This is a genomic window from Haloprofundus sp. MHR1 (assembly GCF_005155585.1).
Taxonomy (GTDB): Archaea; Halobacteriota; Halobacteria; order Halobacteriales; family Haloferacaceae; genus Haloprofundus; species Haloprofundus halophilus.
The window spans coordinates 646597-673377 of sequence record NZ_CP039833.1 but is presented as its reverse complement, the minus strand read 5'-3'; the positions used below and the strand labels follow the sequence as shown (position 1 = coordinate 673377).

The 26781-nt window shown below is 65.7% G+C and carries 21 protein-coding genes and 1 tRNA gene; 14 read left to right on the top strand and 8 right to left on the bottom strand.

All coding sequences use genetic code 11. The annotated features are described in order from the left end of the window. The first annotated feature begins 220 nt into the window (after positions 1-220). Positions 221-955 (top strand): molybdopterin-binding protein, encoded by a 735-nt coding sequence (locus FCF25_RS03310; RefSeq protein ID WP_137047320.1) that lies wholly within the window; start codon positions 221-223, stop codon positions 953-955. Positions 956-1121: 166 nt separating this feature from the next. Here FCF25_RS03310 and FCF25_RS03305 read toward each other — a convergent pair whose 3' ends face one another. Further along, positions 1122-3350, bottom strand: coding sequence for a CDC48 family AAA ATPase (locus tag FCF25_RS03305; protein WP_117594751.1), 2229 nt, complete (start codon positions 3348-3350; stop codon positions 1122-1124). Between the two features lie 231 nt (positions 3351-3581). Here FCF25_RS03305 and larC point away from each other — a divergent pair, with 231 nt between their 5' ends. Then, positions 3582-5045: a nickel pincer cofactor biosynthesis protein LarC gene (larC, locus tag FCF25_RS03300; protein WP_137047319.1), complete on the top strand. Its 1464-nt coding sequence runs from the start codon at positions 3582-3584 to the stop codon at positions 5043-5045. Here the strand turns inward: larC and FCF25_RS03295 are convergent, their stop codons facing one another. Continuing rightward, positions 5046-5819 carry a hypothetical protein gene (locus FCF25_RS03295; protein WP_137047318.1) on the bottom strand — a complete coding sequence of 258 codons (774 nt, stop codon included), beginning with the start codon at positions 5817-5819 and terminating at the stop codon, positions 5046-5048. 165 nt (positions 5820-5984) lie between these two features. Between FCF25_RS03295 and radB the strand changes: the two genes are divergently transcribed. Then, positions 5985-6686, top strand: a complete 702-nt coding sequence (radB, locus tag FCF25_RS03290) for a DNA repair and recombination protein RadB (protein WP_137047317.1) — start codon at positions 5985-5987, stop codon at positions 6684-6686. A 426-nt stretch (positions 6687-7112) separates the two neighbouring features. On the opposite strand, the gene FCF25_RS03285 is transcribed toward radB, so the two are convergent. Further along, the gene (locus tag FCF25_RS03285; RefSeq protein ID WP_137047316.1) at positions 7113-8255 is read right to left on the bottom strand and encodes a CBS domain-containing protein; all 1143 of its coding nucleotides are present in this window, start codon (positions 8253-8255) and stop codon (positions 7113-7115) included. Between the two features lie 83 nt (positions 8256-8338). On the opposite strand from FCF25_RS03285, the gene FCF25_RS03280 reads away from it, so the two are divergent. Then, the gene (locus FCF25_RS03280; protein ID WP_198665717.1) at positions 8339-8713 is read left to right on the top strand and encodes a lycopene cyclase domain-containing protein; all 375 of its coding nucleotides are present in this window, start codon (positions 8339-8341) and stop codon (positions 8711-8713) included. 167 nt (positions 8714-8880) lie between these two features. Next, on the top strand, positions 8881-9408 hold the full coding sequence (locus FCF25_RS03275; protein ID WP_137047315.1) for a hypothetical protein: 528 nt from the start codon (positions 8881-8883) through the stop codon (positions 9406-9408). 10 nt (positions 9409-9418) lie between these two features. On the opposite strand, the gene FCF25_RS03270 is transcribed toward FCF25_RS03275, so the two are convergent. Then, on the bottom strand, positions 9419-10537 hold the full coding sequence (locus FCF25_RS03270; RefSeq protein ID WP_137047314.1) for a GNAT family N-acetyltransferase: 1119 nt from the start codon (positions 10535-10537) through the stop codon (positions 9419-9421). A 281-nt stretch (positions 10538-10818) separates the two neighbouring features. Further along, positions 10819-10893: transfer RNA gene (locus FCF25_RS03265), tRNA-Val, on the bottom strand. Positions 10894-11102: 209 nt separating this feature from the next. Here FCF25_RS03265 and trpD point away from each other — a divergent pair. The 4 genes from trpD to trpG are packed head-to-tail and all read left to right on the top strand — an operon-like array spanning position 11103 to position 15029. Next, the gene (gene trpD / locus FCF25_RS03260; protein WP_137047313.1) at positions 11103-12122 is read left to right on the top strand and encodes an anthranilate phosphoribosyltransferase; all 1020 of its coding nucleotides are present in this window, start codon (positions 11103-11105) and stop codon (positions 12120-12122) included. Continuing rightward, positions 12122-12784 carry a phosphoribosylanthranilate isomerase gene (locus FCF25_RS03255; protein ID WP_117594740.1) on the top strand — a complete coding sequence of 221 codons (663 nt, stop codon included), beginning with the start codon at positions 12122-12124 and terminating at the stop codon, positions 12782-12784. The genes trpD and FCF25_RS03255 overlap by 1 nt, the downstream gene beginning before the upstream one ends. Continuing rightward, positions 12781-14397: an anthranilate synthase component I gene (gene trpE / locus FCF25_RS03250; protein WP_137047312.1), complete on the top strand. Its 1617-nt coding sequence runs from the start codon at positions 12781-12783 to the stop codon at positions 14395-14397. Before FCF25_RS03255 ends, trpE begins: the two co-directional genes overlap by 4 nt. Next, the gene (gene trpG / locus FCF25_RS03245; RefSeq protein ID WP_137047311.1) at positions 14394-15029 is read left to right on the top strand and encodes an anthranilate synthase component II; all 636 of its coding nucleotides are present in this window, start codon (positions 14394-14396) and stop codon (positions 15027-15029) included. Before trpE ends, trpG begins: the two co-directional genes overlap by 4 nt. A 14-nt stretch (positions 15030-15043) precedes the next feature. On the opposite strand, the gene FCF25_RS03240 is transcribed toward trpG, so the two are convergent. Further along, positions 15044-15253, bottom strand: a complete 210-nt coding sequence (locus FCF25_RS03240; protein WP_137047310.1) for a hypothetical protein — start codon at positions 15251-15253, stop codon at positions 15044-15046. Positions 15254-15651: 398 nt separating this feature from the next. Between FCF25_RS03240 and FCF25_RS03235 the strand changes: the two genes are divergently transcribed. Beyond that, positions 15652-18777, top strand: coding sequence for an adenosylcobalamin-dependent ribonucleoside-diphosphate reductase (locus FCF25_RS03235; RefSeq protein WP_137047309.1), 3126 nt, complete (start codon positions 15652-15654; stop codon positions 18775-18777). A 286-nt stretch (positions 18778-19063) separates the two neighbouring features. Here the strand turns inward: FCF25_RS03235 and FCF25_RS03230 are convergent, their stop codons facing one another. Then, entirely contained in the window at positions 19064-20518 is a 1455-nt protein-coding gene (locus FCF25_RS03230; protein ID WP_217353090.1) for a Cdc6/Cdc18 family protein, read from the bottom strand. A gap of 815 nt (positions 20519-21333) precedes the next feature. Between FCF25_RS03230 and secY the strand changes: the two genes are divergently transcribed. From secY to FCF25_RS03210, 4 genes are all read left to right on the top strand, one after another. After that, on the top strand, positions 21334-22839 hold the full coding sequence (gene secY, locus FCF25_RS03225; RefSeq protein ID WP_137047308.1) for a preprotein translocase subunit SecY: 1506 nt from the start codon (positions 21334-21336) through the stop codon (positions 22837-22839). 247 nt (positions 22840-23086) lie between these two features. After that, complete coding sequence (locus FCF25_RS03220; protein WP_137047307.1) at positions 23087-24130, top strand: metal ABC transporter substrate-binding protein; 1044 nt, start codon at positions 23087-23089, stop codon at positions 24128-24130. Positions 24131-24270: 140 nt separating this feature from the next. Continuing rightward, positions 24271-25071, top strand: a complete 801-nt coding sequence (locus FCF25_RS03215; protein WP_137047306.1) for a metal ABC transporter ATP-binding protein — start codon at positions 24271-24273, stop codon at positions 25069-25071. Continuing rightward, entirely contained in the window at positions 25068-26069 is a 1002-nt protein-coding gene (locus FCF25_RS03210) for a metal ABC transporter permease (protein WP_137047305.1), read from the top strand. The genes FCF25_RS03215 and FCF25_RS03210 overlap by 4 nt, the downstream gene beginning before the upstream one ends. Positions 26070-26147: 78 nt before the next feature. Here the strand turns inward: FCF25_RS03210 and FCF25_RS03205 are convergent, their stop codons facing one another. Further along, complete coding sequence (locus FCF25_RS03205; RefSeq protein ID WP_117594730.1) at positions 26148-26576, bottom strand: CopG family ribbon-helix-helix protein; 429 nt, start codon at positions 26574-26576, stop codon at positions 26148-26150. Positions 26577-26781: the final 205 nt, after the last annotated feature.

Below are 26781 nucleotides of genomic sequence, written 5' to 3'. Positions count from 1 at the left end.
CGTTCGGGCGGCTGCGCCGCCCTCACTCGGCAGAAGGTTCATCAAAAACACTCCGTCCTCGCTTCGGCCTTTGGCCTCCGCTCGGTCGTCGGTCCGCTCGTTCGCTTCGCTCACTCGCGGTACAGTGAACACATGCGCACCGTACAGCACCGCCCCGCGACTGCACTACCCCGCCTGCCGCCGGACCAACGCTTAATCGGCCGTAGCCCACAGTACGGACATGGACGTGGCGATTCTCACGGTCGGCGACGAACTGCTGGCCGGAGATACGGAGAACACGAACGCGACGTGGTTAGCGCGGCAGTTGACCGAGCGAGGCGCGACGGTGACGCGCATACTCACCGTCCCCGACGTGGAGTCGGTCATCGCCGACGCCGTCAGGAGGTGGAGCGACGACTACGACGCCGTCGTCGTAACCGGCGGCCTCGGCGGCACCCACGACGATTTGACGATGGACGGCGTCGCCGAGGCGTTCGGTGTCTCGCTCGTCGTCGACGAGGAGGCGAGAGAGGATATCTTAGAGACCGTCGCCGCGTTCCGCGAGGCGAATCCGGAACTCGCCGAGAACTACGACCTCCGGATAGACGCCGACGCACAGGCGTCGATCCCCGACGGCGCGCGACCGCTTCTCAACCCCGCCGGGCTCTCGCCGGGCTGCGTGATGGAGAACGTCTACGTCCTCCCCGGTATCCCGGACGAGATGCGCGCGATGTTCGACCGCGTCGCCGACGAGTTCGGCGGCGACGTCACCTCCGAGACGCTCCGGACACCCGCCCCCGAGGGCGCGGTGACCTCACAGCTCGCGCAGGTCCGCGACCAGTACGACGTCGCCGTCGGCAGCTACCCCTCTCGCGGCGAGGAGTACAACCGAATCAAAGTCACGAGTCAGGACCCCGGGGCCGTCGACGCGGCGGTGACGTGGCTTCGCGAACACGTGGGAATCGTCGAAGAGTAGCGGCGTTAGCGCTGTTACAAGCTGTTGTACCGCGAGCGAACGCAGCGAGCGAGCGGGCCGAGGAGAGAATGGAGCGAGTGAAACGAGCGAAATGAGCGACGAGTGCTTTTGGTGAAGCTTTTGCCGAGGGTGCGCGCCTACGGCGCGCGCCCGTAGCGCAAAAGCTTCATTGGAAGCCGATACGACCGCCGCCGCGTTCGGCGAACTGGTCGCCGCGGCCGCCGCCCTTGAACTGGTCCTGCATCTGCTCGTAGTAGTCCATCAGGTCGTCGGTGATGGTCGGGCGAACGTTCTCCATCGCCTTGCGGAAGTGCCGCATCTCGATCTCGTCGGCGTCGTCGTCCTCGCGGAGCGCCTCGATAGCCGCCTCGCGGGCGATGCTCTCGAGGTCGGAGCCGACGTAGCCGTCGGTTATCTCGGCGATCTCGCGGAGGCTCACGTCGGGCGCGAGCGGGCTGTTCTGCGTGTGAATCTTCAGAATCTGCTCGCGGCCCTCCTCGTCCGGTTCGCCGATGAGCACGAGGCGGTCGAACCGCCCCGAGCGGATGAGCGCCGGGTCGATCATGTCCGGCCGGTTCGTCGCGCCGATGACCATCACGTCGCCCATCTCTTCGAGGCCGTCGAGCTCCGTCAGGAGCTGGTTGACGACGCGCTCGGAGACGTTGTTGCCCATCTCCTGCCCTCTGCTGGGCGCGAGGCTGTCGAGCTCGTCGAAGAAGATGACCGTCGGGTTCACCTGCCGCGCCTTGCGGAAGGTCTGGCGGATGGCTTTCTCGGACTCGCCGACCCACTTCGACAGCAGCTGCGGGCCGCGCACCGAGATGAAGTTCGCGTTCGTCTCGTTGGCGACCGCTTTCGCCATCAGCGTCTTTCCGGTCCCGGGCGGGCCGTACAGCAGCACGCCTTTCGGCGCTTCGATGCCCATCCGGTCGAACTTCTCGGGCGTCGTCAGCGGCCACTCGACGGACTCCTTGACCGACTGCTTGGCGTCGGAGAGGCCGCCGACGTCGTCCCACGATATCTTGGGCAGTTCGACGAGCACCTCGCGCATCGCACTCGGTTCGACTTCGCCGAGCGCGCCGCCGAAGTCCTGGCGCTTGACGATCATCCGGTCGATGAGACTCGGCGGGATGTCCTCCTCGTCGAGGTCGATCTCGGGGAGGTATCTGCGGAGGGCTTTCATCGCCGCCTCCTTCGTGAGGCTCTCGATGTCCGCGCCGACGAAGCCGTGGGTCTCGTCGGCGAGGTGGTCGAGGTTCACGTCGTCGGACAGCGGCATGCCGCGCGTGTGAATCTGGAGTATCTCCTTGCGGCCGACTTCGTCCGGCACGCCGATTTCGATCTCGCGGTCGAACCGGCCGGGGCGGCGAAGCGCCGGGTCGACGGAGTCGACGCGGTTCGTCGCCGCGATGACGATGACCTGACCCCGCGCTTCGAGGCCGTCCATCATCGTCAGCAGTTGGGCGACGACGCGGCGTTCGACCTCGCCGGTGACGTCCTCGCGTTTGGGCGCGATGGAGTCGAGTTCGTCGATGAAGATGATGGCCGGCGACTCCTCTTTGGCGTCCTCGAAGATTTCGCGGAGCTGTTGTTCGCTTTCGCCGTAGTACTTCGAGATAATCTCGGGACCGGCGATAGAGAAGAAACTCGCGGAGGTCTCGTTGGCGACTGCCTTCGCCAGCAGGGTCTTCCCCGTCCCCGGCGGACCGTGCAGGAGCACCCCTTGCGGCGGTTCGATGCCGAGTTTCTTGAAGATCTGCGGGTGCTTCATCGGCAGTTCGACCATCTCGCGGACGCGCTGAATCTCGCCCTGGAGGCCGCCGATATCCTCGTAGGTGATGCCGCCCTGGGCGCGCTCGAAGCCCGAAATCGGCTCCTCGCGGAGTTCGACCTCGGTGTCCTCGGTGATGAGACAGACGCCAGACGGGTCGGTCTCGACGGCGATGAGCGGGATCGCCTGTCCGGGCGAACGCATGAACGGGTGGTTCGTACTCGACATCACGGGGACGATGTCGCGTTCGACGACCGGCCGTTTCAGAATCTGGCGTTTGACCATCCCGGCGGCGTCGGAACCGAACTGGACGCTCGCCTCTTCGGGCGGTGCGAGTACCAGTTTGTTCGCCTTCTTGGCTTCGGCTTTCCGGATCGTCACGCGTTCGCCGATACCGACGTCGGCGTTCTGTCGGGTGAAACCGTCGATGCGGACGGTGTCGGTGTTCCAGTCCTGGCGGTCGGCGCGCCAGACCTTCGCGGCGGTCGTCTCACCTCCTTCGATTTCGATGATGTCGCCCGGTGAGAGCTTCAGGTGGAGAAGCGTGTCCGGGTCGAGACGGGCGATGCCGCGCCCCGAGTCGTTCGGGTACGCTTTCGCCACTTCGAGTTGGACTTCGTTCATAATGTACTCGCGGGGATACGTGCAATTCGGCGGTCACACGGGATAAGTTCTTTGCTCCCGGGGGTTTCGGCCGTACTCAGCCGAACCGAACGTACCAATGTCATTGTGTGTCACGGTACTACGTCGTCGTACAAATCGCTACCGCCTGAACAGGTCGTCTGTCGCCTCGGAGACGGCGAGCGAGCCGCCGGACGACGGGAGGTTTTTCTCTCTCCGAGAGGCTCACTCTGCATGGACACACTCGCGTTCGACGGCCGGATGGGTGCCAGCGGCGACATGATTCTCGCCGCGTTGGTAGCCGCTGGCGCAGATCCCGCGGCGCTGTCGCCCGTCGAGGCGGCGCTGGACGTTCGGTACGAAATCGGGGAGACGGTGAAAAACGGCATCAGTTCGACCACGGTCGACGTGTTGCTCGTCGGTGACAACGGAAACGAGGACGGAGACCAGAGCAGTGACGGTTCGCGCGACACCGAGGACCCTCACCAGCACGAACACGACGATGGTGACCACCATCACCACGACCACGGCGACGGACCCAGCGGACATCATCACGACCACAGCGACGGCGAAAACGGCGAACACCACCACCACCACCACGATGAACACCACCACCACGATGAACACCACCACCACCACGATGAACACCACCACGAACACGACGACGGACACCACGAACACACCCACGCCGAGGGAGCGGGGCCGCACCGCAAGTACACCGAAGTCGTTGACATCGTGGAGTCGATGGACCTCCCGAGCGACGTGGAAGCCGACGCGTTGGCGGTCTTCCGCATCCTCGGCGAGGCGGAGGCGGCGGTTCACGACACCGACCTCGGCGAGACGCACTTCCACGAGGTCGGCGCCGACGACGCCATCGCCGACATCGTCGGCGCGTGTCTGTTGATACACGATTTGGGCGTCGAACGGGCGGTCACGACGCCGCTTTCGACCGGCGGCGGCGAGGCGTCGATGAGCCACGGTGTCTACCCCGTGCCGACGCCCGCCGTGGTCGAAATCGCCGAGCGCGCCGACTGGTCGCTGAAGGGCGGCCCCGTCGAGGCCGAACTGCTGACGCCGACGGGGGCGGCGATTCTCGCCCACTACGCCGAGGGCGTCGACCACTTGCCGCCGATTCGGGTTCGAGCGTCGGGCTACGGGGCGGGCGGATACGACTTCCCGGAGCACCCGAACGTGCTCCGCGCGCTCGTCGGCGACGGCGGCGGCCGACTCACGCGAGAGGAGATCACCGTCTTGGAGACGAATCTCGACGACGCGCCGCCCGAGGTTCTGGGCGGTCTGCAGGAGACGCTCGCCGACGCGGGCGCGCGAGACGTTTCCATCCTCCCGGCGACGATGAAGAAGTCGCGTCCCGGACATCTGGTGAAGGTCATCGTCCGTCCCGCCGACGCCGAGCGCGTCGCCCGTAAATTGGCTGAAGAGACGGGGACGCTCGGCGTGCGCGAACACGGCGCGGGTCACCGCTGGGTCGCTTCCAGAGCATTCGAGACGGCGACGCTCGAGATCGGCGGCGAGGCGTACGAGGTGAGCGTGAAGGTCGCAAGCGACGCCGACGGCGTCGTCTACGACCGGAGCACCGAGTTCGACGACGCGCTGGCGGTGGCGCGAGAGACGGATTTGGCCGTTCGAGAGGTGATGCGGCGCGCGGAGAACGCGGTGTCCGAACGGTCCGAGGAGTAGTCAGTTCTCGTCGTCGGCGACCGATTCGGCGTCGTCGGCCCCGCCGGTTCGGTGCTCCTCTAACGCCTCCTCGACGCTCAGTTCGCCGGCCGCGACGCGGCGCGCCAGCGACTCGTCGATGCTCCGATTCTCGGGCGACTGTTCGCGCGAGCGGTCCTTGATGATCTGCAGTTCGCCGGCCGTCGGCTCTATCTCCCGGGAGTCGACGCGTTCGCCCTCCAGATGGGCGATGTTGACCGCCGCGAGCACGTCGCCCATGCCGCGAGCGCCCGACCCGAGGTACGGCGTCGTCCCCGTCTCGTCGACGAGTTCCACCGGCACGTCTTCGAGGTCGTTGACGATCTGGGCGCTCTGGAGGCGCGCCCCGTCGCCGACGCGGACGAGCGGGTCGACGGCGTCGTCGGCCTCGCGGCGAATCGCCTCCACCGCCTCCGAGAGCGGGACCTGAAACGCCGCGACGACCATCTCGCCGGAGAGGACGGCGATTCCGGGCCGCGTGCCGGGGTCGACGCCGATGACCGTCCGTCGGTCGCCGCCGCGGAGGACGGCGAGCGCCTCTTCGACGGCTTTCCGGACGTCGTCGGCGGTCGTCCGAATGTGGGTCACCTCGGCCGGGAGCTCGCCGACGGCGTCGTCCGACGCTGTGACGAGGACGTTCGTAGCGCCCGGGAGTTCCTCGCCCGGTCGGACCGTGGTGAACGTCACGCCGCGCTCGCGCAGCGCGGAGACCGCCTCGTGGTACAGCTCGAAATCCTCCGTCGCGACGACTATCACGGGTCTCGTTGGACCGCGAGGGAGTAAAAAGTGCAGTTCCGGGTCTGCATCGAGGCGCTCTGGAGAACGCGGTTCGCCCCAGTCGGCCGCCTCGTCGGACACCGTATATCGCGTGTCTCGGGGCCGGACCGGGGTCTTTTTCCGGGGACCGCGCCAACGCCGAGTGTGACCGAAACACTCTCGACGGGGTGTGCGCCGCTCGACGACCTGCTCGGGGGCGGTCTCGAACGCGGGACCGTGACGCAGGTGTACGGCGCACCGGCGGCGGGGAAGACGAACGTCGCCCTGTCGGCGGCCGTCGACGTCGCCGCCGCCGGCGGCACCGTCGTCTACATCGACACCGAGGGGCTCTCCATCGACCGATTTCGCCAATTAGTCGAGGCCCGAACGGACGACGAGCAAGCGTTCGAGGACGTCGCCTCCCGCGTCATCGTCACCGAGGCGTACGACTTCGCCGAACAGGAGGAGGCCGTCCGCGACGCCGAGGAGTTCGCCGACAGAGCCGACCTCGTCGTCCTCGACAGCGCCACCGGGTTCTACCGCCTCGAACGTACTATCGAGGGCGGAGAGAGCGGTGAGTCGCTCCGTCGCGTCGCCCGGCAGGTGACGCATCTGCTCTCTCTGGCACGGAAACACGACATCGCCGTCGTGCTGACGAACCAGGTGTTCACCGACCCCGACACCGACCGGACGCGGGCGCTCGGCGGCAACACGCTCGAACACTGGACCGGCGTCGTCGTCCGCCTCGACCGCTTCCGCGGCGGCAACCGCCGGGCGACGCTGGAGAAACACCGAGCGAAAGCCGCCGGTGAGAGCGTGACGTTCCGGATTACGGGAACCGGGTTAGAGGCGACAGAGGAGTTCTGAGGCGGCTGTTCGACGCTGTTTGGCTTTGTCAAAACCTTCAATCGACGATAGGTTTCGGCGGTCGTGCTGAATAGAAGGCGCGACCTTTTTCCGCCTCGGGTTCGCCTTCGGCGAACCACTCGGCGCAAAAACGTCGATGAAAAAGGCGGACTGCTCGGCCTTCGGCCTCGCCGTCCGAGAACCGCGCTCGCTCTGCTCGCGCGGATACTGGTGCTGAATACACTCTCTGTATCCATCACGGCGTTTCTGTTACCAATTGAGGGTTTCGAGGGAGCCCAACTGTTCTACCGCGAGCGAACGAAGTGAGCGAGCGGGCCGACGACTAAGTGGAGGTGCGAAGCACCGAAACGAAGGAGGAGTGCTTTTGGTCGAGCTTTTACCGAGTGAAGGCGGCGAAGCCGCCTTCACGCAGCGTAAAAGGTCGTTTTATAGCTCGCCGAGCTTCCGCAGCAACTGGCCGCGGTACTGCTCGTCGGCGTTGATGCCCTTCAGTTCTAGGACGTTGCGTTCGAGCTTGTCGAGGGCGACGCGGAAGGCGTGTTCGGCACCGTAGCCCTCTCCGGAGCCCGCGACCTGTCCGTGGCTCGTCCGGAGCCTGATCTGCGCCTGGATGAGCGGCGTCCCGCGGAGCTTCTCCTTGTGTTCGTGGAACCGGAGGTGCGCGTGGTGGACCTGCATCTCCTGGTACTTGTCGACGACCTGCGTGAGGCTCTCGACCAGTTCGGTCCGAGAGGCGGTGTCGAGCAGGTCGACGTTCGTGATCTGGACGTCCATCTGCTCTTCCTCGGTGTAGGTGAGCGCTCGGAGCACGTCCGTCTTCGTGAGGACGCCGAGCACCTCCGAGTCGCTGTCCGACGGCGTGACGACCAGCCCGGCGATGTCGTTCTCGAACATCCGGGAGACGGCGTCTTTGACCGACTCGCCGGGGTTCGTCGTGAACACCGGGCTCGTCATCAGGTCGTACACCGGCAGGTCGAGCATCCGTTCGAGGTCGCCGCTCCGGTCCCCGGTTCCCTGACGGGCCTCGTTGCGGACGACGAACTCGGTGATGTCGTGCGTCGTCAGCACGCCGGTGAGTTGGCCGTTCTCGTTGAGGACGGGCAGTCGAGAGATACCGTTCTCGCGGAGGCGGTTTATCGCCTGCCCGTTGCGGTCCTCCTCCCGAATCGTCACCACGTCCTCGGTGTAGATCTGCTCGACGGTGAGCGCGTCCAGGTTGTCGTGGACGGCTTCGAGAATCGCGTCGCTCGTGATGATGCCCCAGAGCTTCTCGCCCTCGTAGACGGGGGCGATCTGGGTGTCACCCTCGATGAGCATCCGCGACGCCTCGCGGACATCCTCGTGACGGTCGATGCGCGGCGCGGAGCGCATCAACGCGGCGGCCTTCGTGTTGTCTTCGATGTGCGACTGAATCAACTGCTTCTCGCCGACCACCCCGACGTAGTCGCCGTCGTCGGTGATGATGATACCCTTCGGGTTCTCGCGCTCGAACGCAGACCGGACCTTCCCGAGTCGGGTGTCGGCCTCCAGCTCCACGAAGTCCTGGAGTACTATGTCAGTAATGTCCATGGTCCAATTTTTACGTACACCGTCGGAGGGCTTGAAGGTTGTTCACCCCCCGCTGCTTTCCGATACCGCGTCGTATAGTAGGTATGGTGTGCTATAGCATGGGGATACGGGCGGTCGGCGGTGCTCGGCTGGTCGGTACGACACTTCCGGATATCGGCGTCTTCGGACCGTACACGTACTTACTAACCGAAGTGTTGTTCGGAAGCTTCGCGGCCGTCCTCCTCTGGCGGGCGAACGCGTTCCGCCGGGCGGGCAAGACCGTCGCCGTGCTCTACCCCATCGCCTACGTCTGGGACTGGTACACGCTCGAAGTGGGCGTCTTCTCGATTCCGCTGCGGACGGGCGTCGAACTGCTCGGCATCCCCCTGGAGGAACACATCTTCATCGTCGTCGTGCCGTCACTCGTCGTCGGTATCCACGAACTCGTGCACGGACCGCCGAGCGAAGAGACCGAGTGAACGCGGGCGAGGCGGTCGTCTCCCGTCGGTTCGACTCCCGTCGAGGCCGTCGGAAGGCGGAGCAAACCATCCGGTAACGAGTGGCTATGGTCTCGGTAGGCGGCGTATGTCGATAAGGGAGGCCGTTTTACGAGGGAGTACGCGGCGGCGACGCCGCAGGATCTCCAATGGCTCTCGACGTAGATGTGAACGCGACGAACGCGCCGGCGCCGGGCGAACAGACGCTCGTGCGCACTGCCGACCCCTTTCCCGCGGCGGCACTACCACGAACCGACAGACTCCTCGTCGTCAGCGCCCGTCTCCACCCGCAGCGGCTCGAACGCCTGCTGCGCGAGTCGGGGTTCGACCCCGCGAGCGCGACGCTGCTGTCGGTCTGGCCCGTCGAACTCGACTACGACGGACCCGTGAGTCTCTCGGGCGTCGTCCACCCCGGCGACGTGACGGGTGTCGGGATGCGTCTCGTCGACGCGCTCTCGACGCTCTCGGAGGGCGATTGCGTAGTCACCGACGCGCTCGGCGTCTTAGAGATGTACTGTGAACCGGACATCGTCTCTCGGTTCTTCTCGGCGGTACTGCAGAAGACGGCGGGTCGACGGCTCCACGGCGTCCACGCGGTCCAGCCGGGCGTCGCTGTCGACGGGGCACTGAAGGCGCAGTTCGACCGAGTGGTCGACGAACCGGCGCGGTCGTTCTGAGGCGGTCGTCTCAGTACGTCGGGTCCCGTTCACTGAGCATGAGTTCCCAACTGTCCGGGTCGGTGAGCGGTAATCCGTTCAGCCGCCACGGCCGACCGGTCGTCGAGACCGGACGGGCCACCATCTTCGTCGACGGTTTCCGGACCTTCGAGAGCGGGAGTTCGTCGTCGGGGAGGTAACCCGAACGCAGCGCCGCCCCGCGAGGAAGCGTCGCCTTCGTCGCCCGTATCAGGTCGCTCTCGGGGTGGTCGGCCGCTATCGCGTCCAGTAGCCGCTCGAACGCCGGATCTCTGTCGTCGACGCCCATCGGCTGCGCCTCCATCACGTTGGTGAGAACGAGTCCGTTCGACGTCCGCTCGGTGCACGTGATGGCGCCTGCGACCGGTTCGTCGCGCCGAGCGACGTAGACGCAGTAGTCGCGCTCCGGCGCGTCGTAGCGCCAGCGATAGAACGCGGCGTCACGAGCGACGTGAATCGCGTTCGGGATGTTCTCGGCGTACAGCGACTCGAACTCCTCCGCCGGTACCGTCGAGTGATGGGTGACGGTCACACCGGATTCGTCGGCTCTAAACTGCCGGCTGCAGGAGAGGTGAACTTTCGAGAGCGCGTCCAGCGCCACGTCTCCGAGGGCACCGAGTTCTCGGCCGCGCGCGCGCAAGAGCGCGTTCGGGTGTTGGACGCGGAAGTACGAGGTCAGCGAGAGTATCTCCCTCCATCCCAGTTTCTGGAGACCCGGACTGATGGCCTCGTTCGGGAAGTTGAACAACACCGATGCCTCGGTCCCTTCGTAGGTCTCGAACAGCCAGGTCGCGAGTTTGGTCAACAGTCCGCGCCTTCGGTGGTTCGCGTCGATGACGACGCCCGCAGGTTGGAGCGCGAGCGTTCGTTCGCCGTTCGCCCGGAGCGGAAAGACCATACACGGGAAGAACCCGACCGGTTTCCCGTTCGCCGTGGCGACGGCGATCGCCTTCTCGTCGAGGTACGGACTCGAATACCGCCACTCGAACCACTGTTCGTCTATCTCGAACCACTCCTCGCCGAAGAGGTCACAGAACGTCTTCCGGTCGGACTCGGCGTACCCTCGGACCCGATACGTCTCCTGTGTTTGACCCATCCCGTCCAGTGTCACTCCGCAACTACTTTGTTTTTCATCGGTTGAACTTTTGAATTGTGACGTTTATCGGAGAAACATAACGTTCGTGCGGTATGTGTCTCTCGGCTGTCAGTCAGCGGATTCGGAGAGAAAGGGCGGGAGGCCGGGCCGCGAACGACGGGCGCAGAGGGACGATACGCTGTCGAGGCGGTCGTCGGGCGTCGTTTTACTCCGTCGTTTCTCGGTCGAACGGCGGATTGGAGAACTGACTGTCGTATCAGTTCAGAGCAGAGACGCGGGGAGTTCGAAAACGGTAGTGGGTTTGGGCAGATTTGAACTGCCGGCCTCCTCCATGTCAAGGAGGTGTCATAACCAGACTAGACCACAAACCCAGTCCGGCGCTCACCTGCTGAACGCACTATCACGTATCCCCGCCGAGTAATTGAAGGTTTCGGAACGCGGTTCCGTCGGCGACTTTCGACGCCCTCAAATAGGAGCGCTCGGCGTGCGATGGACCCGCTGGCCGCGGTTCTCGGCGACAGGCTTATGCCGATGTACTGATTTGTACACTATAACACGAATACGTACATTGGTGTCCACCATGCAGGAATACATCGAACGCGTCACGGAGGGGGAGAGTCTGAGCGTCGAGGAGGCCCACGGAGCCGCCAGCGCGGTTTTCGAGGGTGCAACGGAGGCACAGATCGGTGCGCTGCTGGCCGCACTCAGAGCGAAAGGCGAGACGGAAGCCGAAATCGCCGGGTTCGCGCGGGGGATGCGCGACGCCGCGCGGACGATTTCGCCCGACCGAACGCCGCTGGTCGACACCTGCGGTACCGGCGGCGACGACTACGACACGATCAACGTCTCGACGACGAGCGCCATCGTCGCGGCCGGTGCGGACGTCGCCGTCGCCAAACACGGGAACTACTCCGTGTCGTCCTCGTCGGGGAGCGCCGACGTGCTCGAAGTCGCCGGCGTGGAGATCGACGCCGAACCGCCGGCGATCGAACGCGCCATCGAACGCGACGGCATCGGGTTCATGCTCGCGCCGGTGTTCCACCCGGCGATGAAAGCCGTCATCGGCCCGCGGAAGGAACTCGGGATGCGGACGCTGTTCAACGTGCTCGGCCCGCTGACGAACCCCGCAGGGGCCGACGCGCAGGTGCTCGGCGTCTACGACGCGGAGCTCGTCCCGGTCATCGCACGCGCGGTGTCGCACATGCCCGTCGAGCGAGCGCTCGTCGTCCACGGCGACGGCCTCGACGAGATCGCGCTCCACGGCGAGACGACCGTCGCCGAAGTCGACGGCGACGACATCACCGAGTACGCGCTCACGCCCGAGGAGATGGGGCTCGACTCGGCACCAATCGCGGCCGTCTCCGGCGGTACCCCCCAGGAGAACGCCGCCGACCTCCGCGGTATCGTCGAAGGCGACGTGACCGGTGCGAAGCGCGACATCGTCCTCGCGAACGCGGGCGCGGCCGTCTACGTCGCCGGCCTCGCCGACAGCATCGAAGACGGTGTCGACAGAGCGCGCGAGGCTATCGACTCGGGCGCCGCCGCCGAGAAACTCCGACGGCTTACGGAGTCACCGGCCGAACCCGCCCGGAGCAACTGATGACGCGCGTCAAACTCTGCGGCTTCACCCGCGCCGCAGACCTCCGAGTGGCCGCCGACGCCGGCGTCGACGCCGTCGGCGTCATCACCGAACTCCCGTCGGACGTCGAGAGCCCGCGGGAGGTCACGCCCTCCTCGGCGGCTGACCTCGTCGCCGCCACGCCGCCGTTCGTCACGACTGTCCTCGTGCTCATGCCCGAGACGCCGGAGCGTGCCGTCGAACTCTCGCGTCTGGTCGACCCCGACGTGCTCCAGCTGTACGGCGAGTTCACCGTCGACGAACTCCAGTACGTCCGCGCCGAGGCGGAGACGAAGCTCGTCACCGCGGTCGACGCCGAAGAGCCCGAACGGGCGCGGGAACTCGACCCCGTCGTCGACGCGGTGCTCCTGGATTCGGTGACCGACGAGGGCGCGGGCGGAACCGGCGAGACTCACGACTGGGAGGCGACCGCCGAACTCGCGAAGCGGCTCTGCTCGCCGGTCGTCCTCGCCGGCGGGCTGACGCCGGAGAACGTCGAGGCGGCCGTCGAGACGGTCGACCCGTACGGCGTCGACGCCGCCAGCGGTGTCGAACTCGCCGGAGGTATCAAGGACCGCGACGCGGTTCGTGAGTTCGTCTACCGGGCGAAGGCGGCGACGTTCCGCGAGGAGGTGTCGGCGTGAGTTCGCTCGACCGGACTCGGGCGTCCTTCGCGTCGCTGTTCGACGGCGTCGACGGCCCCGCGGTGGCCCGAATCACGGCGACGCTCGACCTCCCGTCGACCGCCCCGCTGTCGGCGTACGCGGCGCTGTCGGACGAGAACGACTACGGCTTCCTGTTGGAGAGCGCCGAGAAGACGCCGTCGAGCGACCCCGACGGGGCGTTCTCGCCCGGGACGGCGACCGACCGCCACGCCCGCTACTCGTTCGTCGGCTACGACCCGGAGGCCGTCGTCACCGTCGACGCCGACGGGGCGACGGTCGAGTCGCTCGGCGGGCGCGCGTCGGACTACGTCACGCCCGACGACGGCGACGTGCTCGACGCGCTCCGCGGCGCGCTCCCGGACGTCGAACGCGTCGGGTTCGACGAGGGCGAGGGGACTGCCCGCCAGCGCCTCGACGGCGGCCTGGTTGGCTTTCTGGCGTACGACGCCGTCTACGACCTCTGGTTGGAGGAAGTCGGCGTCGAACGGCCCGCGGCCCGCGCCGAGGAGTCTTCGACGCCCGACGCGCAGTTCGTCCTGACGACGAAGACGCTCGTCTTCGACCACGCCACCGACTCGGTGTCGCTCGTCTTCACGCCCGTCGTCGGCCCCGACGACGACCCCGAGGCGGTCTACGACGAACTCGAGGCGGAGGCAACGCGCCTGCGCGAGAAGCTCGCCGGGGCCGAGACGCCCGACCACGGCGGGTTCGAGAAGCGCCGCGAGACGGCAGAATCGCGGGAGGCGTACGAGGCGGCGGTCCGCGAGACGAAACAGCACGTCCTCGACGGCGACATCTACCAGGGCGTCATCTCCCGAACCCGAGAGCTCAGCGGAGAGATCGATCCGCTCGGCCTCTACGCGTCGCTGCGCGAGGTGAACCCCTCGCCGTACATGTACCTGCTCCGCCACGGCGACCGAACCGTCGTGGGCGCGAGTCCGGAAACGCTCGTCTCGGTGCGCGGCGACCGGGTCGTCGCGAACCCCATCGCGGGGACCTGTCCGCGCGGGAACAGCCCCGTCGAGGACCGTCGACTCGCGGGCGAGATGCTCGCCGACGCCAAGGAGCGCTCCGAGCACACGATGCTCGTCGACCTGGCGCGAAACGACGTGCGCCGCGTCTCCGAAGCCGGCAGCGTCCGCGTCGAGGAGTTCATGAACGTCCTCAAGTACAGCCACGTCCAGCACATCGAGTCGACTGTCTCGGGCACTCTCGACGGCGAATCGGACGCGTTCGACGCCACCCGGGCGTCGTTCCCGGCGGGGACGCTCTCGGGGGCACCGAAGGTCCGCGCGATGGAGATTATCGACGCGCTGGAGACCACTCCTCGGGGACTGTACGGCGGCGGCGTCGGCTACTACTCGTGGACCGGCGACGCCGACGTGGCTATCGTCATCCGGACGGCGACTATCGAACGCGACGGCGACGAGGACACGGTCCGTGTTCGGGCGGGAGCGGGCATCGTCGCCGACAGCGACCCGGCCGCCGAGTACGAGGAGACCGAACAGAAGATGGGCGGCGTGCTCGACGCGCTCGAACGCATCGAACGCGGAGCGAACGACGAGAAAGCGCCAGCGGAGGCGACGCGATGAAGGCGCTCGTCGTCGACAACTTCGACTCGTTCACCTACAACCTCGTCGAGTACCTCTCGGAGGCGCGGGTCGAACGCGGAGGGACTTCCGAGAGAGTCGACGTGGAGGTACTGAAGAACACGGCGTCGCTCAACGAGATTCGCGGCGTCGGCGCCGACGCCATCGTCCTGAGTCCGGGACCGGGCCACCCCGAGAACGACCGCGACGTCGGCGTGACGCTCGACGTGCTCCGGGAACTGAGCCCCGAGGTGCCGACGCTCGGCGTCTGTCTCGGGCTCGAAGCGGCGGTGTACGCCTACGGCGGCGAGATCGGCCACGCCCCCGACCCCGTCCACGGGAAAGCGTTCGCGGTCGACCACGACGGACGAGGCGTCTACGCGGAACTCGAACAGGGGTTTCCGGCCGGGCGGTATCACTCGCTCGTGGCGACGGACGTACCGGACTGCTTCGAGGTCACGGCGACGACCGACCACGACGGGACGGAACTCGTCATGGGCGTTCGCCACTGCGAACACCCCATCGAGTGCGTCCAGTTCCACCCCGAGAGCGTGCTGACGGCCGTCGGTCACGACGTCGTCGAGAACTTCTTGCGGAACTGCGTCGCCGACGCGCCGCGGTCCGCGGCCGACTGAGACTGAGAGCGCTCTTACAGCAGTCCCGGTGCGACCATCGAGACGACGACCAGCAAGCCGACGACGACGATTGCGATGGTTACGAGTCGCCACGCGAGACGCAGGAGGACGCGGCCGACGAGGACGACCGCACCGAGCGTCAGCAGTCCGACGAACAGCGAGCCGTACGGCGTCTCGCTGAGTGCGGTCTGGAGCAGCAGTTCGGCGACGGGGAGGGCGTCCATACACCCCGATAGCATCTCCGACCTCATAAGCCTGTGTCGGACACTAATTCGAGAGCCGACAGGTCTCCGCCGCGGACGGCGGGAGGCGACGCCCGAAACCCCCCTTCTGTTCCGCTGGACATCGCCGCGCCCGCTGGTGGTTCGGAGCACCTGATAATCACTTTCACCACACTCTGCACATCGTTATGTCGTCGCCGACTCGATAGGCGAGTGAAGGCGAGTCGAGCCGACGGAACACTCACATATCACATAAGTCATTTAGTTGGTAATACCCGGCTTCGAAAGCATTAATGGGTCACTGCCGTATCAAACGTTCCGTCATAGATGACGAGCCGGAGTCGACAACATGCCCTATACGCAGCCACTTACACGCCCACGAACGGAGGAGAGAGCGACAGATGAGTAACGCCAACTTGAGCGCGGACGAACTCGTACTTCCGGTCAAACGCACCGAGGGCGACACCCTCGAAGCGCGGATGACCTCGAACGCGTACAACAACATCCTGCCAGCGCGGTATCTCCGCAAGGACGCCGACGGCAACCTCACCGAGACGCAGGGGGAACTGTTCGCCCGCGTCGCGAAGAACATCGCGCTCGCGGAGGCCGTCTACGAGGCCGAGCGGGCAGGCGAGTCGGTGACGGTCACGCCCGACCAGTTGAAGCCGGACCACCCGCGCCGCGACGAACTCGCCGCCGAGGTGTTCGGCAAGGGCGTCACCGCCGACAGCGACGCGGAGACGACGCTCTCCGTCTACAACGTCAACAAGTTCGCCTACGACACCGTCGTTCCCGAACTCCCCGAGGCGGTTCGGTCGACCGTCGAAGCTCGGCGCGAGCAGTTCCAGAGCCTGATGGAGCAGCTCTCCTTCATCCCGAACTCGCCGACGCTGATGAACGCCGGCGACGAGCTCCAGCAGCTCTCGGCGTGTTTCGTCGACTCGCCGGGCGACGACATCACCGACATCCACCAGACGATGAAGGAAGCCGCCGAGGTGTTCCAATCCGGCGGCGGGATGGGCTACGCGTTCTGGAAGCTCCGCCCGTACGGCGACGCGGTCGGCTCCACCGGCGGCATCGCCTCCGGCCCCATCACGTTCATGCGGACGTACGACCAGATGTGCGAGACCATCGCGCAGGGCGGCGCGCGCCGCGGCGCGCAGATGGGCGTCATGCGCGTCAGCCACCCCGACGTTATCCAGTTCATCCACGCGAAGAACAAGGACGTCTCGCTGGCGCACTCGCTCCGCCTCAACGACCCCGACGACTACACGCACACGAAGTTCGCCGACGCGCTCGACGAGGCGCGCGAGCTCATCGACGAGGAGGGTCGGGTTCCCAAACACCTCCGCAACGCCGTCGAGGGCCACCTCTCGAACTTCAACATCTCCGTCGGCGTCACCGACGACTTCATGGAGGCGCTGTACGACGACGAGGAGTTCGTCTTCACCAATCCTCGAACCGAGGAACCGCACGTCGCCACGCCCGAGACGAAGGAGCTGTACGAGATGTTCGGCCTCGGCGAGCACGTCGAAGTCGGCGAGGTGCTCTCGATTCCGGCCGCCGAGCTCTGGGACCACATCGTCTCCGGCGCCCACGAGAACGGCGAACCGGGCATCATCTACCTCGAACGCGTCAACAAACAGCACTCCTTCGACGTCGAGAAACACCCCGACCACCGCATCCTCGCGACGAACCCGTGCGGCGAGCAGCCGCTCGAGGAGTACGAGGCGTGCAACCTCGGCCACATCAACCTCTCGACGCTGGCGTCGCTCGATGCGCCCGACTGGCGCGTCTGGTCCGACGAGCACCTCGACGAGTACGACTCCCACCAGGAAGCCGTCGAGGCGTTCCTCGCGGAGGCCATCGACTTCGAGGAGTTCGACCGCCGCATCGACCTCGGGACGCGCTTCCTCGAGAACGTCGTCACGATGTCTGACTTCCCCGTCGAGAAGATCGAGCAGAAGGTGCGCGAGATGCGCAAGATCGGCCTCGGCGTCATGGGCCTCGCCCAGTTGTACATCCAACTCGGCATCCGCTACGGCTCCGACGCGGGCAACGAGGTCGCGAGCCAGCTGATGACCCACATGAACCACCAGTCGAAGTGGGCGTCGCACGAACTCGCCGAGGAGCGCGGTTCGTTCGACGACTGGGACGACTCGAAGTACGCCGACCCGACCGAGTACCGCCAGTGGTTCGAGCACCACACGGGCCTCGACGCCGACGAGTGGGCAGACGGCTTCCCCGTCCGCAACCACAACACGACGACCATCGCCCCGACGGGCACCACGTCGATGGTCGGCAACACGACCGGCGGCTGCGAGCCCATCTACAACGTCGCCTACTACAAGAACGTCTCCGACGACGTCCAGGGCGACGAGATGCTCGTCGAGTTCGACGACTACTTCCTGCGCGTGCTCGAGGCAAACGACATCGACGTCGACGAAGTTAAACGCGAGGCGCAAGAGCAGATGGCGAACAACGAGTTCGACGGCGTCGACTCGCTGTCGACGGTTCCGGACGCCATCTCCGAACTGTTCGTCGTCACCGCCGACCTCTCCGGCAAGGACCACGCCGCGGTTCAGTGCGCCTGCCAGCAGGGCGTCGACTCCGCCATCTCGAAGACCTGCAACTTCCCGAACTCCGCGTCGAAGGAGGACATGGACGAAGTCTACAGGTACATCTACGACCACGGCGGGAAGGGCGTCACCGTCTACCGCGACGGCACCCGCTCGAAGCAGGTGCTGACGACGCGCGCCGACAACGCGGAGTTCGCCGACGAGGACGAAGCCGCGGAGGTCATCGCCGACCAGATTCGGGAGGCGTTCGGTGGACTCGACGCGTTCCTCGAAAACGAGGGCGTCCGCGAGGCCCTCGGCGGGGACGTCGAGGCGTTCGTGGAGGCGACCCGCGAGGGTCGCGCCTACGCGCAGGAGCGTCCGCGTCCGGACGTGCTCCACGGCATCACCCAGCGCATCGACACCGGCTACGGGAAACTCTACGTCAACATCAACGAGGACGAGGACGGCGAACCGTTCGAACTGTTCGCCACCATCGGAAACTCCGGCGGCTTCACCAACTCCTTCACCGAGGCGTTGGCGAAAGTCATCAGCTACTCGCTGCGCTCGGGCGTCGACCCGCGCGAGATCGCCGCCGATCTGCAGGGCATCCGCAGTCCGAAAGTCGCCTGGGACAAAGGCGAGCAGATCAACTCCATCCCGGACGCCATCGGCGTGGCGATGCGGCGCTACCTCGACGGCGAGATCGAGAAGCCGTACCCCAAGCAGAAGAGCCTCACCGAGATCGAAGAAGAGGCGACGGACGCCGACGCGAAAGCGGACGCCGAAGAGGCTCCCGAACCGGACGGCGGCGCGTCGGTTTCACCTTCCGACGGTTCGAAGTCGGACGCGATGGACGACCTCTTGGCCGCGGGCGAGAGCCCCGAGTGCCCCGAGTGCGGCAACCTGACGCTGTACTTCTCGGAAGGCTGCAAGACGTGCGAGTCCTGCGGCTGGTCGGAGTGCTGAGATAGCAGCGCCGTAGCGACTCTCCGATTCTTCTCTTCGTCTCGTTTCTTCTTTTCTCGCTCCCTCTTTTCTCGTTTCGTTCGACGCCGCGAGGTTCGCCGGAGCGAAGCGGCGGTACCGGAGCAGAGCGTCGGAACAAAGCGTCAGAACTGAGGCAAACTGCTAGTACTGGAACAGAGCGTTAGTATCGAGGCAAACTACCAGTACTGGAACAGAACGCCAGTACCGAAACGGAGCGGCGACGCCAACACGCTTCGTTTCGGTGCGGGAGCGACGAAGCGTCCGACTACAGTTCAGAGCCCGAGTCTAGTGCCTTCAGTACGATTTCGGGATCGCGGTTCAACGAGTGGACGCGGTAACTTCCCTTCTCGTAGCCGCCGCCGGTGTGGCGACTCTCGGTGATGCCGAGAAACGACTGCTCTTTCAGCAGGCGGGAGACGCGGTCCCACGAGATGGGGTCGGAGCCCTCGTTCGCGCAGACCCGCTTGTACGTCGAGTAGATGTCCTGTTTGGCGAACTCCTCCTCGTCGCGGTGTATCGTCAGCGACGCGAGCGCGACGAGGATGAACTTCACGTGGGGCGTGCTGCCGGAGACGAGTTCGGCGAATCGGTCGGCCTCCGCGCGCTCCATCGCGCTGTCGATGTGCTCTTCGAGCACCTGCGCACTGTCGGACTCCTCGGCTATCGCGCCCGCGTAGCGGAGGATGTCGATCGCCTTCCGCGCGTCGCCGTGTTCGCGGGCGGCCAGCGCGGCGACCTTCGGGATGACGTCCGCCGAGAGCACGTCCGGTTGGAAAGCGTCGCGCCGGTTTTCGAGTATCTGTCGCAGTTGCGTCGCGTCGTAGGGGTGGAAGACGAACTCGCGGTCCTGCAGCGAGGAGTCGACGCGCTCGCCCATGGACTCGCGGTACTGGATCTTGTTGCTGATAGCGATGATGCCGACGTACGAGTCGGTCTTACCCGACTCCTCGGCGCGCGAGAGCGTCATCAGGATGTCGTCGTCGCCGTCGAGTTTGTCCACCTCGTCCAAGATGACGATGAGCGAGCGCACGTCGTGGTCGTCGAGCAGGTCCCAGACGTGTCTGAAGTACTCGGCCGCGCCGATTCCCTTCCGCGGAATCGAGAGGTCCGGTTCGAGCGTGTCGCGCACGCCGAGCGCGAGTTCGCGGGCCGCCCGCGTCTCGGTGTCGTCGTTCGAGCAGTCGACGTACTGGTAGATGAGGTCGACGCCGTTCTCGCCGGCGCGCGCGCCCGCCTCGCGGGCCATGTGCTTGGAGACGAGCGACTTTCCGGTGCCCGTCTTGCCGTAGAGGAGGAGGTTTCGCGGCGGACCGCCCCTGACGGCCGGACCGAGCGCCTTCCCGACCGCGCGAATCTCGTCGTCGCGGCCGATGATGCGGTCCCGGTCGGGAACGTAGCCGACGCGGAGCAGTTCCTCGCGCGCGAAGATGGAACCGACTGCGAACGGGTCCCCGTACGAGTCGTCGTCTCGACGCGGGTCCCCGCCGTCGGTCGTCACTGCGGTGGGTGTGTCAGTTCTAGCGGTTTCTACACCTTTGCTCGTCTCCGTATCTTCGCTCGTCTCCGTATCTTCGCTCGTCTCCGTATCTTCGCTCGTCTCCGTATCTTCGCTCGTCTCCGTATCTTCGCTCGTCGCGTACGACCGGAGGTCGGCGTCGTACTCACCGCCTCGTCGTCTCCGGTCACGACGCTCTCGTCCTCCGGCCTCCGAGTCGGTCATCGACTCACGTAGCTACACGGCAGTGAGATAAAACTGCCGACCTCGTACCGAGTGAAGTTCGACCCATTCCAAACGACGGCACGGGAACGCCGTCCGAGTCGGAAGCCGCGGGAGCGGTAATCCCCCACCCCCCGTACCGAGTGAAATGGTGGGTGAGGGGGGTGGGAGAGTCGTCGAGAACCCGAGCGAACGCCGTTCGTATATATACTCCGTGCCCCACACTGTCACGGTGATGAGAAAAACCTCTGTTTTGCGGTTCGAGTCGGCGAACTGTGAAAATTTCTGTTGTTGTTTTTGCTTGTATAGATAAATATATAGTATACGCGAGAACCCGGTACTGTTTCGGCTACAGTCGTGGTGCGCTCGTGAAGCGTTTCACTCGGTTCGAGGGGTGACGGCGGTCGCAGAGCCTGAGCGTCACCGAGGTCGTCGCCGTTCGTCGACGCGGTCGCGAAACCGCGCTCCGAGTACGGTGTTCCGGACGTGGTGTTCCGGACGTGGTGTTCCAATTGCAGTATTTCGAATGTAGAGTTCCGAATGTAACGCCCCGAGTGCAGTACTCTCGGTAGGAGACACCGGTACATCCCGCCGAGCGCAGACGACGACTACCGTTCGGTCGAATTCACTCGGTATCGGGGGCGTGCGTCGCTGACGGGTCGACTCGCCTCCCGTAGTTCGGCGAACGACTCGGCGAACGGCTTCCAGTCTACCGATTTCGGCGTCTGATTCTCGTTACTCGGCCGATGATACCAGTCCACAACCGACCGGCAACAAAAGCGAAGAACATACAAATCCCGATGCGAAGTAGCCGGTATATGGGTTGGAAAGAGACGGCCGAACCAGTTTTAACGCGGATGCCCGCAGTCGAGCGTCCGGAGGGGCACGTACCCTTCCGGCGCAAGCTCGGCTGGACCGCCGGGATTCTCGTGTTGTACTTCTTCCTCACGAACGTCACCCTCTTCGGGTTAGACGTTTCGACGCAAAGCGACCTGTTCGGACGCTTCCGGTCTATCCTCGCCGGGGCGCAGGGGTCGATTCTACAGTTGGGTATCGGTCCCATCGTCACCGCGAGCATCGTCCTCCAGTTGCTCGGTGGTGCGGACCTGCTGGGACTCGACACGAACGACCCGCGCGACCAGATCCTCTATCAGGGACTGCAGAAGTTCCTCGTCGTCGTGATGATCTGTCTGACGGGCATCCCGATGGTGTTCGCCGGGAACTTCCTCCCGCCGAGTCAGGCCGTCGCCGAGGCGCTCGGAATCTCGGCGACCGGCGTGAGAACGCTGCTGTTCGCCCAGATCTTCGTCGGCGGCGTCCTCATCCTGTTCATGGACGAGATCGTGAGCAAGTGGGGCGTCGGCTCCGGTGTCGGGCTGTTCATCATCGCCGGCGTGAGCCAGCAGCTCGTCGGCGGGCTGTTCGCGTGGCCGTCGCTCGGCGGCGCGCCCGGCTTCATCCCGACGTGGATCGGTATCCTCACCGGCTCGCAGCAACTGGCCGACGGTCAGTTACTCACCGGTGCGGGTATCCAGGCGCTACTGTTCCAACCGGGACAGATTCTCGCCTTGTTCACGACGGTGCTCATCTTCGCCATCGTCGTCTACGCCGAATCCGTCCGCGTCGAGATTCCGCTCAGCCACGCCCGCGTGAAGGGCGCTCGCGGGCGCTTCCCCGTGAAGCTCATCTACGCGTCCGTCCTGCCGATGATTCTCGTCCGCGCGCTGCAGGCGAACATCCAGTTCCTCGGCCGCATCCTCTACTCGCAGAGTCCCGCCGGCGCTAACGCGATTACGCTGTTCGGGACGTCGATGCCGTGGCTCGGTCAGTACGGCTCCGACGGACAGCCCGTAGGCGGACTGTTCTACTACTTCGCGCCGATTCAGGCCCCGCAGGACTGGCTCTGGTTCCTCGCCGGGACGGCGGCGGAGCCGTGGCAGATTCTCATCCGGGTCGCCATCGACCTGACGTTCATGGTCATCGGCGGCGCGATATTCGCCATCTTCTGGGTCGAGACGACCGGGATGGGCCCGGAGTCGACGGCGCGACAGATTCAGAACTCCGGGATGCAGATTCCCGGCTTCCGTCGTAACCCGCAGGTCATAGAGAAAGTGATGGAGCGCTACATCCCGCAGGTGACGGTCATCGGCGGCGCGCTCGTCGGCCTGCTCGCCGTCATGGCGAACATGCTCGGTACCATCGGCCAGGTCTCCGGGACGGGTCTGCTGCTGACGGTCTCCATCACGTACAAACTGTACGAGGAGATCGCCGAGGAGCAGCTCATGGAGATGCATCCGATGATGCGCCAGATGTTCGGTCGGTAGACGAGCGGCTCCTCCTCTTCGACTCCCTCTCGTGTGTGCACTCCTCTCGGTAGTTACCTCCGGATGTCTCGCTGGTCACCGAGAGTCCGTCGCCGGTGTCGATTCTTTCCCGCCCAACAGTGTCGGCTCGGTCCTCGTCGCGTCGTTCTCCGCCCCTCTTCTCATACACTTTCGCCACCAGCTAACAACAGTTCACAACTGGATAGTAGAACTTATTAACCAGAGAGGGCGGATTAGTAACCAGAGCATGAGTCTTCACAACCGCAGAGATGTCCTGGGGATGGGCGCCGGGCTCCTGACCGCGGCACTCGCCGGGTGTACGGATACGAACGCGAGCGGGGGGTCCAGCGGGGCGAACGGGGAGGACGAGCCGACGGCGCAGGCGTCTTTCTTCGTCCTCTCGGATTTCGCGTCGAGCGTCGCCGGCGACGCGGCCGCCGTCGAGAACCTCGTTCCGTTCGGCCAGCACGGCCACGGATGGGAACCCGGACCGGACCTCCAGCGAACGGTGTTGCAGTCGGACGCGTTCGTCTACATGGGCGAGGGGTTCCAGCCGTGGGCGGACAACGTCGTCACGAACCTCGAAGACGCAGAGAGCGACGTGGCTGTCATCGAAGCGCGTCATGGGGTCGACTTGCTCGGTGCTCCGAGCGACGGCGACGACCACGGCGACGAAGCGCATCAGAACGAAACTCACGAAGAGGAGCATCACAACGAGTCCGAGGACAGTGGCGGCCGCGAACACGAGCACAGCGATGCGGACCCCCACTTCTGGCTGGACCCCACGCGCGCGGCGACTGCAGTCGAGACCATCAGAGACGGCTTCGCCGAGTTCGACGAGTCGAACGCCAACGTCTACGCCGAGAACGCCGACGCTTACGTTCAGACGCTCGAAGAACTCGACGCGACGTTCGAGGAGAGGCTGTCGGGACGACAGCGCGACGACGTCCTCGTCGCCGGACACAACGCGCTCCAGTATCTCGACGACCGCTACGGGTTCCACGTCCACGCGCTGACCGGCCTCTCGCCCGACGACCAACCGTCGGCGCAGGACATCACACGGGCACAGGGGCTCGTCGAGGAGCACGGTATCACGCACGTCTTCGCGCCCGTGTTCGAGTCCGACCGCGCCGCTCGACAGCTGGTCGAAGAGACCGACGCCGAGGATACCCTCCCGGTCACGTCGATTCCGGGCGTGACCGAGGAGTGGAACGAGAAGGGGTGGGGGTACGTCGAGGTGATGCGAGAGGTGAACCTCGGAAGCCTCGAGACCGCACTCGGGGCAGAATGAACGCCGGTCGACACGGCCGTTCCGTCAGACGCCTCACCCGCGGCACCGTCGGAGCGGACGGAGAGACGGGTGAACGCAGAGATGGAGAGACGGGTGAACGCAGAGACGATTGCCACCGAGGGGACGGACGCCAGTAACGTATGACCGCAATCGAGCTATCCGACGTCACGTTCGGCTACACCGACACGCCGGTCGTCGAAGACGTGTCGCTCAGCGTCGAGGAGGGCGAGTTCCTCGGCCTCGTCGGGCCGAACGGCTCCGGTAAGAGCACGCTCCTGCGACTGATGCTCGGACTCGCCAGCCCCGACGCGGGGACCGTCGAACTGTTCGGCGAGTCCGCGCGGTCGTTCGACGCGGGGGAGCGCCTCGGCTACGTCGCCCAGGACGTCGCCAACGCCGCGACGGAGATGCCCATCACCGTCCGCGAAGTCGTCGAGATGGGTCGCTACCCCCACGTCGGCTTCGGTCGACTCGGCGCGGAAGACCGCCGCATCGTCGCCGACGCGCTCGACACCGTCGGCGTCGCCGAGCTCGCCGACCGCCGTCTCGCGCACCTCTCGGGCGGGCAGCGACAGCGCGTGTTCATCGCTCGCGCGCTCGCGGGAGAGGCGGACCTGCTCGCGCTGGACGAACCCGCCGTCGGCGTCGACGCCGACTCCAGAGAGGCGTTCTACGACCTCCTCCGGGACCTTAACGATGACGGCCTGACCGTCGTGCTCATCGAACACGACATCGGCGTCGTCACCGAGCACGCGACCACCGTCGCCTGCCTGAACCGTCGGCTGTTCTTCCACGGCGAGCCTTCGGGCTTCGCCGAGAGCGACGCACTCTCGCGGGCGTACGGCGCGAACCAGCGGATGCTGGAACACGACCACAGCCACGACCACGCCCACGACAGCACCCACGACCACAGCCACGACAGCACCCGCTTGCAACCATGACCGCCGCGCTGCTCCCACAGAGTTCGACCGTGCTCCTCTTGGAGTTCGTGAACCGGTTAGTGCAGCTGTTCGGCGACGGGATGTGCGCGGCGACGCGACCGCTCGGTTTCGAGATTCTCTGCTATCAGTTCATGCAACAGGCGTTCGTCGCCGGCCTCTGCGTCGGCGTCGTCGCGCCGCTCGTCGGCAGTTTCCTCGTCCACCGCGAGATGGCGTTCATCGGCGACACGCTGGCGCACACCGCCTTCGCGGGCGTCGCTATCGGGCTGTTTCTCGGGTCGGCGTTCGAAATCGGCGTCTCGCCGTACGTGACGGCGCTCGTCGTCGCCGTCCTCTCGGCGCTACTCATCGAACTCATCGCCGACTACACCGACGCTTACGGCGACGTCTCGATGGCCATCGTCCTCTCGGGCGGCTTCGCGCTCGGAACGGTCGTCATCAGCCTCACCGACGGCGGTATCGCCGTCGGTATCAGCCAGTACCTCTTCGGCAGTCTCTCGACGGTGACGCTGGAGAACGCCTCGGTGCTGCTGTTGCTCAGCGCGCTCGTCGTCGGCGTCGTCGGCCTGACGTACAAACAGCTCCTGTTCGTCACGTTCGACGAGACGGCCGCACGCGTCGCCCGGGTGAACGTCCCGCTGTACAACCGCCTGATGGTGATGCTGACGGCGCTCGTGGTCGTCGCCGCCATGCAGATTATGGGCGTCATCCTCGTCGCGGCGATGCTCGTCGTCCCCGTCGCCGCCGCGGCGCAGGTCGCCCGCAGCTTCCGCGAGTCGGTGCTCGTCGCCGTCGTCGTCGGCGAACTGGCCGTCCTCCTCGGCCTCGCGGCCTCCTACCAGTACGGCGTCGCCGCCGGCGGGGCCATCGTCCTCGTCGCCATCGGCCTCTACGCTGTCGCCGTCGTCGGCGACCGGGTCGCCCCCCGGCGCTCCGAGACGGCGACCGAGGCCACCGCCGACGGCGGGGACGTCAGAAACGCAGAGGGCCGGCCGTAACATCGCTGCGACGCGGTCGGCTCTCTACCGCAACCGCCTCACTACCGCGACCGGACACCGCGCAGGAAAGCGACCGCCTCACTCGACGTCGGCCAGCGGGCCGAACTTGTCGACGGGCATCACCGAGTAGTCGACGGAGAGCGTGTCTCTGGTCGCGCGGACCTTGCCGACGAACGTCGAAATCTCTTCGAGCGTCCCTTCGAGGACGAACAGTTCCATGCAGTAGTGCGCGCCGACGTGGCTGTGGAAGTTCGAGGCGACGAGACTCTCGTGTTCGTGGCGCAGATGCATCATCCGCTCTTCGACGCTCGTCGTCTCGTAGTCGAAGACGACGGTGACGACGCCCATGAGTTCGCGGTCTTCCAAGCGCGTGTCCTCGAACTCGCCGAGGAGGTTGCGGGAGGCTTCGCGGACGACCTCGCTGCGACCGGTGTAGCCGTGGTCCTCGGCGAACGCGTCGATGCGTGCCAACAGTTCCTCCGGCATGGAGACGCTGACGACGGTCATGTATTAACTCACTGCCCTTGAGCTATTAATCGTTATTATTCGAAGGCCGCCCGCCGTCGAACGAGTTGCCGACGAGCCGCCGACGGGCCGCCGACGAGGGCGCGACGAAACGGCCGCTCGAACGCGTCGAACCGCAGTACGCGCCGGCCCCGGCGGAGAATCACCGACGCCCACAGTTATATAACGAGCGTCCGCAACCGCGAAG